Source organism: Niastella sp. OAS944 (assembly GCA_024809215.1).
GTDB lineage: Bacteria > Bacteroidota > Bacteroidia > Chitinophagales > Chitinophagaceae > Niastella.
The window spans coordinates 859,732-873,556 of the sequence record JANUBW010000001.1; the positions used below are offsets into that span (position 1 = coordinate 859,732).

The 13,825-nt window shown below is 43.3% G+C and carries 12 protein-coding genes and 1 other RNA gene; 3 read left to right on the plus strand and 10 right to left on the minus strand.

Going from position 1 to position 13,825, the window contains the following annotated elements:
• Nucleotides 1–18: 18 nt before the first annotated feature.
• A complete protein-coding gene (locus GGD38_RS03335) occupies nucleotides 19–567 on the plus strand; it encodes a nuclear transport factor 2 family protein (protein ID WP_375299445.1) in 549 nt (182 codons plus the stop codon).
• Nucleotides 568–598: 31 nt separating this feature from the next.
• On the opposite strand, the gene GGD38_RS03340 is transcribed toward GGD38_RS03335, so the two are convergent.
• Nucleotides 599–1,036 carry a hypothetical protein gene (locus tag GGD38_RS03340; RefSeq protein WP_375299444.1) on the minus strand — a complete coding sequence of 146 codons (438 nt, stop codon included), beginning with the start codon at nucleotides 1,034–1,036 and terminating at the stop codon, nucleotides 599–601.
• 211 nt (nucleotides 1,037–1,247) lie between these two features.
• Between GGD38_RS03340 and GGD38_RS03345 the strand changes: the two genes are divergently transcribed.
• On the plus strand, nucleotides 1,248–1,643 hold the full coding sequence (locus GGD38_RS03345; protein WP_375299443.1) for a hypothetical protein: 396 nt from the start codon (nucleotides 1,248–1,250) through the stop codon (nucleotides 1,641–1,643).
• 212 nt (nucleotides 1,644–1,855) lie between these two features.
• Here GGD38_RS03345 and GGD38_RS03350 read toward each other — a convergent pair whose 3' ends face one another.
• Entirely contained in the window at nucleotides 1,856–2,824 is a 969-nt protein-coding gene (locus tag GGD38_RS03350; protein WP_375299442.1) for a dihydrodipicolinate synthase family protein, read from the minus strand.
• Between the two features lie 129 nt (nucleotides 2,825–2,953).
• Nucleotides 2,954–4,486, minus strand: coding sequence for a sodium:solute symporter (locus tag GGD38_RS03355; protein ID WP_375299441.1), 1,533 nt, complete (start codon nucleotides 4,484–4,486; stop codon nucleotides 2,954–2,956).
• A gap of 466 nt (nucleotides 4,487–4,952) precedes the next feature.
• Here GGD38_RS03355 and GGD38_RS03360 point away from each other — a divergent pair, with 466 nt between their 5' ends.
• Nucleotides 4,953–5,540, plus strand: coding sequence for a porin family protein (locus GGD38_RS03360; protein ID WP_375299440.1), 588 nt, complete (start codon nucleotides 4,953–4,955; stop codon nucleotides 5,538–5,540).
• Between the two features lie 25 nt (nucleotides 5,541–5,565).
• On the opposite strand, the gene GGD38_RS03365 is transcribed toward GGD38_RS03360, so the two are convergent.
• From GGD38_RS03365 to rnr, 7 genes are all read right to left on the minus strand, one after another.
• Nucleotides 5,566–5,979: a hypothetical protein gene (locus GGD38_RS03365; protein WP_375299439.1), complete on the minus strand. Its 414-nt coding sequence runs from the start codon at nucleotides 5,977–5,979 to the stop codon at nucleotides 5,566–5,568.
• 201 nt (nucleotides 5,980–6,180) lie between these two features.
• Nucleotides 6,181–6,606: RNase P RNA component class A (rnpB, locus tag GGD38_RS03370), an RNA gene on the minus strand.
• A gap of 144 nt (nucleotides 6,607–6,750) precedes the next feature.
• The gene (locus tag GGD38_RS03375; RefSeq protein WP_375299438.1) at nucleotides 6,751–7,785 is read right to left on the minus strand and encodes a Smr/MutS family protein; all 1,035 of its coding nucleotides are present in this window, start codon (nucleotides 7,783–7,785) and stop codon (nucleotides 6,751–6,753) included.
• A 256-nt stretch (nucleotides 7,786–8,041) separates the two neighbouring features.
• Nucleotides 8,042–8,719, minus strand: coding sequence for a hypothetical protein (locus GGD38_RS03380; protein ID WP_375299437.1), 678 nt, complete (start codon nucleotides 8,717–8,719; stop codon nucleotides 8,042–8,044).
• Nucleotides 8,685–10,454 carry an APC family permease gene (locus tag GGD38_RS03385; protein WP_375299436.1) on the minus strand — a complete coding sequence of 590 codons (1,770 nt, stop codon included), beginning with the start codon at nucleotides 10,452–10,454 and terminating at the stop codon, nucleotides 8,685–8,687. The genes GGD38_RS03380 and GGD38_RS03385 overlap by 35 nt, the downstream gene beginning before the upstream one ends.
• A gap of 172 nt (nucleotides 10,455–10,626) precedes the next feature.
• Entirely contained in the window at nucleotides 10,627–11,592 is a 966-nt protein-coding gene (locus GGD38_RS03390; protein ID WP_375299435.1) for a polyprenyl synthetase family protein, read from the minus strand.
• A gap of 171 nt (nucleotides 11,593–11,763) precedes the next feature.
• Entirely contained in the window at nucleotides 11,764–13,821 is a 2,058-nt protein-coding gene (rnr, locus tag GGD38_RS03395) for a ribonuclease R (protein ID WP_375299434.1), read from the minus strand.
• Between the last annotated feature and the right edge of the window lie 4 nt (nucleotides 13,822–13,825).

Genomic DNA, 13,825 nt, shown 5'->3' on the forward strand with positions numbered 1-13,825 from the left:
CCTGTAAACAATTGATTTATGAAAAAAGTACTGTTAGCATCCTGCTGCCTTATTATGCTTGCTGCCTGTAAAGACGAACCCGGGAAAACAACACAGGCAGTAGTTGCCGGTGAATCGACCAAAAGCCCGTCACCAGTGTCTTTTGCCGATCAACGGTATGTTGATATGGGTAAGAAGGCCTGGGCCATGTTTACCGCAGGCGATATAGATGGCTGGGCCAATAGTTTTGCAGAGAACATAAAATTCCGCTGGTCGGCAGGCGACAGCCTTTCAGGTAAAGCAGAGGTAGTAAAATACTGGAAAGATCGCCGGGCTAATGTTGTTCAATCTGTTGAAGCATCTAATGACATTTGGCTGCCTCTTACTGTTAATGAGCCGCAAAGTGTTGAAAGTAAGGGAACGTGGTTATTGAACTGGCACCAGGTAAAAGCAACGTATAAGAACAATGAATCACTCACCTTTTGGGTACATATAGACATGCATTTCAATAGTGAGGATAAAATTGATGAAATGATCCAATATATCGACAGGGCGCCTATTAATGCAGCTATAGCGAAAAAGAAATAGATTATAGTTAACAAGTTGACGGGTTAACTGGTTAACAAGTTAACTCGTCAACCTTTTTCATTGTCCACTTGCCAAATCCCTTATAAGAGATCTGTTCGCCCTGTGCATCAGCCAAAAGGGTAACGACCTCCCACTCTCCTTCAAACTGGTTGTTGACCAGCCGGCCCGAATAACTGACCTCCTGGGAAGGTAATTTTGGCAAAAAGCGCTGACTGCCTTTTTCGTGCTGCCAGTAATAAGGGTAACGTTTTATAAAATTGATGGTATTGTTAAGCACCGCGCCTTCAACGATGGCTGGCCTTTCAAAATGGGGTGTAGCCTCGCCATCTGTACATTCTCCTTTTAATGAACCATTTACAATCGTAAGGTCCAATTCGAACGCAACCGTTTTTCCTCTAACGGGTTCGTCATATTCATCGCCATAGGTATAGGATCCAATCCATTTGCCACTTAAGTGCTGATCGTTCATACTATACAAATTCTATTAATTTGATAGACGATAAAAGTATGCATAAAGACGCATTAAGGAAAACTTAAATCTTTTCTTTTTTGGCAGGAATTAACTCTCACAATCATAGTTATTTAGGGCTCAATTTGTTATTGAAACGTTATGATTGATTTTTCGTTTTCAACCTGGCGGTCTTTTTGACGTCTTATAGATGAAATTAAAACGTAAGAAGATGAAAACGGTATCATTAATTTTAATCTGTGCATTGGGTCTTACATTCCATGCATCGGCCCAAAAGGTGATACGCGCAGTGCCACGTTATTACCCACGAACACATGTAGCAGTAGGTGTAGGATTAGGATATGGAGGCTGGGGACCTTACTCGCCTTATTATTATAATCCCTGGTATGCTTACCCTCCGGGTTATTACTATGGCAGACCGGCGCGTCCTTCCAAACTCGATCTTGAAATACAGGATATTCAAACTGATTACAAAGACCGCATATGGGCGGCACGTCATGATGAAAGCCTGAGCCGTAAAGAAAGAAGACACGCAGTGCACGATCTGAAGATCGAAAGAGATAAAGCCATTCTTCAGGCGAAGAAAGATTACTATAAGAAACGCTAGTGTTTCTTAGAATGAGTTTCTTAGATAGAAGCTTTTGTGGTCGTAGCTTTATGAAGTAAGAAGTAGGAAGCAAGAAGTTCGAAATTCACGCACTTCCTGCTTCCTACTTCTTTTTTATTATTTTATAATCGCGCTTCGCGCTCTTCGCATTTAATCGGCCGTCACAACATTCAGACTCTTCTTACTTCCTACTTCTTACCTCCTACTTCCTACTAGATCGCCGGATCGGGATGGATCTTAGGCTCCATAATCTCCCGCGTATTTACCGGGTCAATTCCTAACCGGTTGCACCACTGCGTAAAACTGTCGTAAATACCTTTAAGCACATTCTTTTGATCGGGTGTTAATTCCTGCACATATGCCCGGCTAATGGTACGTACCGGCAAACCGCGCAATTGCAGAAAATATTTGGCGCTCATAGGATATGCCTGGTGTATCAGCGGATCAACCCTTGTAAGTTCCGATTGCAGCCATTCAACATCGGCTTTCTTCGCCGGGTTGGTGGCATTGTTGCACATCCATACCAACACTTCAGGATAAAAATTACCACTGATGCTCGACATACCGCGTGCACCCATTTGCAAACTGTACATAGCATTAGGCGTATGCGCATCAAAAAAATCAAAACCGGGCGCACTGGCAATTTCCAGTTTCTCTTTTACTTTCTGAAGGTCAATGCTGGTATCCTTATGGTATTTCAGCCTGCCGCTCGACAATAAGGTCTTAAACACATTGGCCGACAAAATACGCTTGTACGGCGCCGGGCATTCGTATGTGCCCATAGGAATGTTTGGTGTTAGCGAGAACATTTTGTCGAAGCGCTTTAACAGCACATCATCGCTATCATCAACATTAGCAAAGTGCCCGGTGATCAATACCACCGCATCGATGCCCGTATCATAGATCTTTTTACTAAACTCGGCTTTATCTTCAATGGTAAGCCCAAATGAACCAGTGGCCACCACCGGCACCCGGCCGTTCACATAGCGCACAATATGATTGGTAAGCTCCAACCGCTCATCTTCACTAATACTGTACATTTCACTACTGAGGCAGTTGGCAAAAAAACCACTTACTCCGGCCGCCAGGTAAAAATCGATCAGCCGTTCAACCATATCGAAATCAATCTTTGCCTTCAGGTTGAACGGTGTTATCATTACCGGAACAAATCTTTTTTCCATCAGGTTTATTTTGATTGTTGTTATTAAAAATTCGGACCATTACGCCCTTTAAAATTAAAAAGTAAATATTGTTTTACAGACAATTATCGAAGAAAATACATTATTTAATATAGCATTGAGAATGAAGATCTAATGGCTGCTTTTTCTTAGTCCGGCTAAAAACTTGCCTGTCAGGAATATAGTTAAGGTGCCTATGACGATGGTCATGTTTGCATGTAAATTGGTACGCAGCCAGGCGTAATTATCGGGCAACTGGCGGCTAAAAGTGATCCAAATGATCACCAGCACGCCAATGATGACGGCAATAACCGCTTCAATATTTTTTGCTTTTCGCGCCAGCAGTCCCAGTAAAAACAATCCCAGAATACCGCCCGAAAAAATACCGGCCAGCTTCCACCAGGCGTCGAGCAAACTTTTTACGCCAATCATACCAATGCCAAAACTAATGGCCATTACACCCATAACACCCGTTGCCACATACAATACCCGCATCTGCGCTTTGGGCGATGCCTCTTTATTGAAATACCGCAGGTAAATGTCTTTTAAAAAAACGGTGGCCGAGCTGTTCATGCCACTGCTCATAGTGCTCATAGCTGCCGATAAAATAGCGGCAATGATCAATCCCAGTAAACCACGGGGCACTTCATTACGCATAAAGAAGGGCAGTACACGGTCGCCATAATCGGCCGGGCTAAGATATGCTGGATTACGCCCGCCCCTTTCTGCCGCCACTTGTTCAAGCAAAGGCAATATGCGGTCGGGGTGCTGTTGATAAAAGGCATACAAAGAAGTACCAATAAAAAAGAACAACATACTCACCGGCACATAGAACAACACGCACATCCATATACTTCTGCTGGCATCGCGGCTGTTGCGCGCGGTATGGTAACGTTGAATATAATTTTGATCGATACCGAAATTATTGAGGTTGATAAAAAAACCATAGAGAAAGATCACCCAAAAGGTTGACATAGAAAACCCCGATACCTTAAAACTTCCCAGGCTGAATTTGTCATGGGCCTTGCCGGTATCGATGATATAATCGAAACCACCATCGAGTTGCGAAACGATCAGGTACAGTATCAATAAAGCACCGAGGGTTTTTATAACGGCTTGTACCACTTCGGTCCAGATCACCGCTTTCATTCCGCCCATCATGGTGTAAACGATAATACAAATACCGGTGGTGATCATAATGGCCGGCATAGAGTACCCGGTGAGCGCTTTTAAGGTCAATGCAATGGAATAGAAAATGGTGCCCATGCGCGCCAGCTGTATAAGCACAAAACAGATCATGGCATAGGTACGCGCCCAGGGGCCAAAGCGTTCTTCCAGATGGGTATAAGCGCTAATGGCTTCACTGTTACGATAAAATGGAACAAAGAATTTTGAAGCAATAAATGCGGCAAATGGCATCGACAGGCTGAAAACAAAAGAATTCCAGTTGGCGCCAAATGATTTACCGGGGTCGCCCAAAAAAGTAATGGCGCTTAAAAATGTAGCGTAAAACGACATGCCCAATGCCCAACCCGGTATAGCACCGGAGGCTACGGTATATTGATCGGCCCCTTTATTCTTTCTGCTCAAAAATATGCCCACCGCTATCATGGCGGCGAAATATACGGCTATAATTGTTAAATCTACAACTGGTAAATGATTCATGGTACAAGCAATCTATCCCTTGAAGTAAATGTATGGATAAATTGCCAATATGCAATAAGCAAGGTGTGCCACGTTCACGTTCGCGCGGTGAGCAAAAACGTGGCACACCTCAACTACATGTAAGAATTCAAAAATGGTATGGACCTCATGGTTCAACCCACGCACGTGTTCGTTCAGGTTGTTGACTGCTGCCTGCAGCAATAAAAATAAATTTCGTTGATCTTAATTTCGTTTTAAGCACAACGTTATATCCATATTTATATAACAGAAACAAACAGGCATTAAAAGGTTATTAATAACAATAGTTAATCACTCGTTAAGTGGGCATTGAAATATGGTTACTATCGCAACAATCTGCTTTTTTGTCTATTATTTACCGGCGTTGATAGATTATAACTTTTGAAATGAACACCCGATAAATACATTTGGCGTAATGATAAGCCAACCCTTTAACAAATCCAGCAAGATGAAATATACAATGGTAGCGTTCGCCCTGTTATTATGTGCAACAGCAAATGCACAAACATGGCATTTTGGTCCCAAGTTAGATGTCAACTATTCAACAATCAAAGGAAATGGTTTAAAGAATAAGTTCTCACTCGGTTTTCAGGCGGGCGGTTTTGCCGAATATAACTTTAATAAACATTGGGCTATACAACCTGAGTTATTATACTCCTGGTCGGTATATAAAAAAGACGGTGACTTTTTAACCTATTACAATAACTATGGCCGCACAGGTGCAGGTGATAAAGTAAACCTGGCTACTATTAGTGTTCCTTTACTGGTGCGTTATAACCTCAACAAAACGATCAGCATTTTGGCCGGTCCGCAATACAGCTATTTGATCTATGATGATGAGGACCTGTTGAAGAACGATCGCAAGGCTTTTAAAAATTCTGAAGTAAGCGCTAACATAGGTGTTCAGGTAAACCTTGATAAAGTTGGTTTTTATGCCCGTTATAATAAAGGGTTAACAGACGTTAATGATGTAGATGAAAGGTATAATTGGAAAACGAGCCATATACAAGTAGGTATGGCTGTTCGAATAAAATAGCATAATGTGATAATGTGATAATTTGCTAATTAACCAAACTACTATTCGATAGTACAACGTGATTAACATATCCGGTACAAATCCCTTTAATGATGATTGTTTCACCAGGTTTTACCGGATGTGCAGTTGGCGCTACCAAATGATTTAGCAAACAGGCAATGCCACATTCGGGGTTACCGGTGTTTAAAATAACTACCGGCGCCGCATAAGGGGTATTTTTAATAGAGAGAACCTGCCCGCTCACCTGAAGTACTTTATTTAAATAAACTTCATTGGCTTGTAAATGATCGGTATTGAACTGCGCATATAGTTCTGCTGCGGTGATAGAGATGCCGGTTTCAGCGGCTACATTACGTGTTGGCTTATTGTAGAAGTAAATTAAAAGACCTGCAAGAAATGCTACCAGGCAGCATCCCAGTAAGAATGCAATGTTCCTCATAAGGCGATTATTTACGGTTAAAATCAGGCCCTACGATTAAGCGTTATGGGGAATTACGATAGATATATACAGAGGATCTAATTGGAAGCAGTGGCTAAATGCCAAATATGGTGCCGGTATTAGCTGCCGGCAATCATTCAGTTGCTATGGCCATTATTTTCAATGAGTAAAATATTACGAATGGGGATAAGTGACCAAAAAAATAACTACAAACCTGTAAGCCGGATTCTGTATCCCGATCGGAATCGGGAGGCTATCATTTATCTTGTTTGGCCATTACTGACCAAATCGTTCTGCCTACCCACCCAACGTACCTCCCGATAGTACCGGGAGAATTCGAACGAGCCGCTCTTCAACGCTGGTATACATGGCATTTCAGCATGCAAGGTTTACCCGCCCTGCCGGTTGCCCGGCAAAGCCGTGGGCCCTTACCCCACGTTTTCACCATCACCCTCCAAACTTAATTGGACAAGTCCCAACCAAAGGTGGGGACGAAGGCTGTAATTTTCTGTGGCACTGTCTGTTCCCTTCTTTGCAGAAAAGACCCGGCTCTTCACCGGTACATTGCCCTATGCTGTCCAGACTTTCCTCCCCTTCTTACGAAAAGGCGATAGCCCGGTTTGTAGTTGCCGCAAAGGTAATGAATTGGCGGCGGGCTGGCCATTCTATTTGACAGATTGACAGTCTTTTACTTAACAATTGAGCGTTTGTCAAATAAAAATGGCCATCATGAAAACCATGATAGCCATAAATATTTTCAAAAATGGGCTATTAATACTGAAAATAGATCTCCGTTGCACCATACCCGTAAGCCGGATGATAGCGGTTGGCAAAGCTTTTTACCCCTTTGCGTACCTTGAGTATTTCATGGATCTCATCGCGCAACTTGCCAGTACCCACACCATGAATTACAATAAGAAAAGGCAAGTGATGGGCCTGTGCCAGATCGAAATACTTTTCAAAGGTTTGTAATTGCAAAGTTATTATTTCCAAATTGGTCATCGACTCCCAATCGTGCGCCAGCTCTTCAATATGCAGGTCGATCTCTGTTTTCGCCGGCTCCAGGTGCTGCCTGGTTTTGGAAGCCTCGTACATTTTGAACCCGGCATTTTTCAGACTGCTTAAATCGAGCCCCGATGCTTTTTTCTCTTCATACGGCCGGCTTGGGTAGTTATCGAACAATTTATAAGAGAAGGTAGCCTCCCCTTTTTTACGCACTTCTTCAATACGGGTGAAAACCTGTTTGGGCTTTAATTTCAGCGAAGCTTCGTAAAAATCGGCCTTGTATTTATTGGGTGTAAGCAACGAAAACTCAAAGTTAAAAACCGGACTATCATTCAGGTTCTCGAACGGTACATCGTGCAGATAAATGTCTTCAAAAGGATGTATCTGCAGATTTGTAAGCTCAAAATTAGTTTCGCCCTGGTAGTTCAGCTTATAAGTGAACCTGAATCCCTCTTCGGTACGGTTTACCAGGTGTACCTTTAATTCGGTCACTATATCGTCGCCAAACTCATCGCTAACAGACAGGGGAATGTAGGTAAGCCAAACACCATCAACCACGCGTTGGGTGAGTTTCTTTTTCTCCCGCGGCACGTCGTCGATAAACGTTTTTTCTTTCTTTTGCGGAAATAACTTTTTCTCTGTAAAACGTTTAAAGTACGGAAAATCAAGCTGATCGACATAAGCAGGAAACTTTACGCCCCGCACTTCAATCATTACCATTTTGTCGTTAATGATATCTATCACCTCGCCTTCTTCGTTGGTTTTATTGATCACAACCTTATCGCCAACCTCAAATTTCATGGGAACTTATTTATATTCTGTTGATCCGGGGTATTTTACCGCCGGGGTAATTTCGGTGCAAAGGTAAATAGTTCTTAGTTTTTAGTGCTAAGTTCTTAATTCAGATTCCTGGGTACCAGTTTCCTTTCGTAAAACGGCAAACGTGTGAAGGGCTCCCAATTCCCAGATTCACTTATGAGTTTGCATCGCTCGAAAATCCTGAGCGCAGTTGAGGGATCGCCGATTGCCGCTGAAGGCTGCGCTGATGTTTGCCGTTTCACGTTTCACGTTTTACGATCCAGGCCAATTCCTTTGCAATATTCTCCTTAGCCCTCTCCTCATACCGTTCCCTGAAAATCTCAGTCTGAAATATATGTTCCGTTTGCAAACAGTGCTGCAGAAACTGTTTCCGCCCCGGGTAATACAATTTATCGGGGTAAATACGATATTCTTTACGCACCTGACTGGTATATGTTTCATACGCTTCCCAATCGGCCGCCAGAATACTCATATCAAAATCAAGGAATAATTGCAGATCGCCTGTATGGGTTACAGCCGTAGTAATGGCATGAGTTTGTGTAGCTTCTATATACAATTTAACCTGTGCAATTTTTTCGGCAGGCACCTGTAATGCCTGCAGCCGCTTCACTGCCAACCGGGCACTGCGGGGCTCATTGTCTTTTCGCAGAACATTGTAAATGATATCGTGATAGAAAACGGCAAACGCTACCACATCCGGGTCGTTCAACGCATGCGCAAATTGTTCGCAATAGCGCAGCAACGCCGCTATATGATACAGGTTATGGTAATGCCGGCGGCCCGATGTATACTTTCTTTCTATCTCCAGGTAAAACCGGGTAATAAGTTCACTGTCGTTACAATACCTGCCCGTTAGTTGGTCCCAAATAGAACGGAGATCATCAGGCTTTGGCGAGCTTGCTTCTTCTGTATCCATAGAAAATGTAAATGATAAGCCCTAAACCCAACCAGCCCAGGAACCAGGCCCAGTTGCTTTTTGTCATACCGGTTAACAGGTATAAACAGGTGGTTACACCCATCAATGGTATCAGGGAATATTTTTTAACAAAGGCCATAATGGCCAATATGATGGCCGATAGCCAGAAGATGATCAATGAGATTTTAGGAATGGCCAGGTCCATAAACGTTACTTTCTTTTCAACATAATCGGCATTGGCCGAAAAATCATAATTGAACATGTCGGGAAAATAACCTGGCGCCCAGTTAGCCAGTATTAATACGGCTGTCAGTATCAATGCCGGAAATATAAACTGTGCATTGATAAAAGGCATATTGAAACGGCCTTCCACTTTTTCTTTTCTTGGTATAAGCAATACGCCACCGCATACCAGCACAAAAGCAAACAGGGTAGCTATACTGGTAAAGTCAAGTACAAACGATTTATCGGTAAACAAAATGGGCAATCCCACTACCAAACCGGTAACTATGGTTGAAAAAGATGGCGTGTTGTATTTTTTATGAATGCGTTGAAAAACGGGTGGTAATAATCCATCGCGGCTCATGCTCATCCAAATACGGGGTTGCCCCATTTGAAACACCAGTAACACACTCGTCATGGCTATTACCGCACAAACCGATACCAGCAACTGCATCCAACCTACATTCTTTACTTCAAAGATCTTTGCCAATGGGTCGCCTACGTTCTCAAATTGTTTATAGTTTACCACACCGGTAAGCACAAGCGCCAGCAGAATATATACAATGGTACAGATCACCAATGAATAGGTCATACCCCGGGGCAGATCGCGTTGCGGGTTCTTACTTTCCTCGGCCAGTACACTCACCGCATCAAAACCAATATAGGCAAAGAATACACCCGATACCGCTGCCATTACACCACCAAAGCCGTTGGGCATAAATGATTTTACGCCTGCATCATTAACCGGCAACCAGTTAGCAGGGTCAATATAATAAGCACCTACAATGATCACCAGCGCAACCACGGCCAGCTTTAGTATCACCATGGCATTGCTGAAATTGCGCGATTCTTTTATGCCTATATACACCAATGTTGTAATAAGTACATTGATGATGAGGGCAGGCAGGTCGAAGATTATTTTTAATGAACCTGCTACCGGACTGTTATTCCAGGCATTTATCAACTCGGCATTGCTTTGGTTCTTTACGAACTCAATTTGTTCAGCGGCCGTTTGGGAAGAATAATTAAGGAACGTTTTTTTCGCTTCCTGGTAACTACAGGTAAGAAAATCGGGAATATGTACATTTATCTTATGCAGAAATGAAGTGAAATAATCGCTCCATGAAAAGGCCACATAAATATTGCCGATTGAATATTCCATAATGAGGGCCCAGCCAATGATCCAGGCAAACAACTCACCAAACGAGGCATAAGCATATGTATAAGCGCTTCCGGCAACGGGAATACGGCTGGCAAACTCTGAATAACAAAATGCGGTAAACGCACAAGCGATACCGCACATAATAAATAAGATCACCACACCGGGGCCGCCTTTAAAGCAGGCATCGCCTAAGCTACTAAAGCTGCCCGCGCCAATAATGGCGGCAATACCAAAAAAGGTAAGGTCCCGCACATTCAACACCCGCTTTAACCCACCACTACCATGACTGTCATCGCTTCCTTCTTTTAGGATAGATTCTATTTTTTTTGTGCGAAACAAAGAATTTGGCATACTGGCAGTGGGTTTTAGGCGCGAAAATTATGAATATTCCGTAAAAAAACCGAATGATTGTTAGTATAGTAAATGCAATTTCTGATTTTGCGATTTAGAGATTTCGAGATTTCTTTATGTGTTGCCTTTCGACAAATCGCAAAATCTCTAAATCTCAAAATCTCTAAATAACTTAATGTTCCCTCTGTACCAGAAAGTGCGCCAATTGCCGCAGCGGTTCCTTACGCACCGATACCACCGCCATTTCTTCCAGGTGCTCAAATGCTTCGTTCATATATTTTTCTTTGAGACCGGCGGCCCATTTATTAACCCCACAATCATCAAAGACTGATAATACACGGGCAACTTTATCGGCAGGGTTTTCCTGCATTAACCGTTTTAATTCTTTCAACTGGGCGGGGTTAGCCGATTCCAGCGCTTTGATCATTAAAAAGGTTTTTTTATTGGCAATGATATCGCCACCGGGTTGTTTACCAAACTTGGCCGGATCGCCATAGCAATCGAGGTAATCGTCTTGTATTTGAAACGCTATGCCCAGGTTGCGGCCAAAAGCGTATATATGACCCTGATTATTTTGCGAGGCTCCGCCAAGAATAGCACCCAACTGTAAACTGGCAGCCAGTAATACCGATGTTTTTAATTCTATCATGCGCAGGTACTCATCCATTTTCACCACCTCCTGCTTTTCAAAATCCATATCCAGTTGCTGTCCTTCGCACACTTCTTTAGCGGTTTTGTTAAACAGCGCAACCACCTGGTGAAGATAATCGTTGCTTATTTTATTGAGGTAATCATACGCTACAATAAGCATTACATCGCCCGCCAGCAATGCAGTTGACTCGCCATACTTTGCATGTACAGTGGGTTGGTTGCGGCGTAGCGGCGCCTTATCCATTATATCGTCGTGTATAAGGGTGAAGTTGTGAAACAGCTCTATGGCTGTGGCCACCGGCCAGGCGTCCTTGCTTATTTCATCGAATAACTCATTGCCCATTAAACAACTCACCGGGCGTACCCGTTTGCCACCCAGGCTCAGGAAATATTCATCGGCATCGTATAGGGTGGCAGGTTCAGCAGGAAAGTGTCTTACATTGAAATATTGTGCGAATTGTTTAGAAAGGTCTTCGAAACTATGCATGCGATACCGTAATTGTTATACTTTTTTGTATTCGTTTTCAAAGGGACAGGCTTAGGCCCCCTCCAGACCTCCCCCGGAAGGGGGGAGGCCATTTATTAGGTCAATTTTCTTTATGAATTCTATCACCTCCATCAACTTTTCAACTCCTCGTTAACTCGTCAACTCGTTAACTTACTTCTTCTTCCTTGGTCCTTTACTTTTATGTTTTGGAATGGGTGCTGTTGGAGGAATTGGTTTCTTACCCTTTCTAATTTCAGCGCCTCCTTCTTTCAAAGCAGAAGTAATAACCCACTCATAATCCAACTGGCGTTTGGTTAAATTAGCGGCTACCACTTTAATGCGCACTTTATCGCCCATCGCAAACTTACGGCCACTGCGCATACCCACTAAGCTGTAATCACTTTCAATATGACGGAATTCATCATACTCCATCAAACTGTTTATGCTTACCAACCCTTCGCATTTATGTTCAATAGTTTCTACCCAAAATCCAAAGGAAGCCACACCGCTTATCACTCCTTCAAACTCGTCGCCCAGAAATTCTTTCATGTACTCAACCTGTTTGTACTTATTGGCGGCGCGTTCTGCTTCCATAGCCGAACGTTCTTTCTCACTACAATGTTTACATTTCGCTTCCAGCTTTTTCTCCGGCTCTACATTGCCCAGTAGCACGGCATGCAATATACGATGCACCAACACATCCGGATAACGGCGTATGGGTGATGTAAAGTGACAATAGTGTTTAAAGCCCAATCCATAGTGACCGATGTTCTCGGTTGTATAAATGGCCTTTGCCATGGTGCGTATACCCAGCTGCTCCAGCACATGCTGCTCGGGTTTACCCTGCACATCTTTCAACATCTGGTTGAACGATTCTGCAATGCCTTCCGGCGTTTTTGTATCGAACGTATGGCCATAGCGGCGGGCAAATTCAACAAACGGCATTAGTTTCATTTCATCGGGCGTATCGTGCACGCGATATGGGAAAGGAAGATCTTTTTTGTTCACCTTTACCCGGCCTACATTCTCGGCCACCACCCGGTTGGCCAGCAACATAAACTCTTCAATAAGCTGGTGCGCTTCCTTACTTTCTTTCACCAGTATGCCTATAGGCTTTCCGGTTTCATCGAGTTTAAAGCGTACTTCCTGTGAGGAGAAGTTAATGGCGCCTTTTCTAAACCGTTGTGAACGGAACTGCTGGGCCAGTTTATTCAACAGTAATATTTCATCGAGGTATAACCCCTCGCCTTTTTCAATGATCTCCTGCACTTCTTCATAAGTAAAGCGGTGGTTACTATGGATCACCGTTTTACCCAGCCAGTATTGTTTTATTTCTCCTGTATCGGTTATTTGAAATATAGCGCTGAAAGTGAGTTTATCTTCACGCGGGCGCAAAGAGCACAGCACGTTTGAGATATGTTCTGGCAACATTGGTGCTACCCTGTCGGGCAGGTATACCGATGTAGCCCGGTCGTACGCTTCTTTATCCAACGCCGTATCGGGTTCCACATAATGGCTTACATCGGCAATGTGCACACCTATTTCGTACAAACCGTTTTTAAGTAAGCGAATGCTTATGGCATCATCAAAATCCTTTGCATCAACAGGGTCAATGGTAAAGGTGAGTATATCGCGACAATCTTTTCTTTTATTTATCTCGTCCTGCGAAATAGTATCGGGTATACGTGCGGCTTCTTCAAATACATTCTCGGGGAAGAACAATGGAAATCCGTTTTCCATCAGAATTTCCTTCATGGCCATATCGCCTTCATTACCGGCATCCATCACCTGCACTACAGTACCAACCGGCTTTTTTTGTTTTTCCCATTCGGTAATGCGCACTATTACGCGATCGTTGTCTTTTGCGCCATTCAATGCCGTTTCGGGAATGAAGATATCCGGCATTGGCTTTTCGGTATCGGCAGTAAAGAATGCGGCGCTTTTGCCTATTTCAATTTTACCAAGGAACTCAGTTTGTTTACGTTGCAATACGTCTACAACAGCACCCTGCTGACGGCCGCTTTTTTTAGCGCCACCAAATACCTGCACGCGAACGGTGTCGCCATGCAATGCGGTGTTAAAATCGTTGGGACGTACCAGTATATCATTAGGAAGGTTCTCAACTATTACATACCCGATGCCTGACCGGGTAATATCTAAAACGCCTTTTAGCGTATTCTGCGAAGAAGTTCCTTTTTTCTTTTTCTTCTTTGCCTGTTTCTTGCTCATTCAA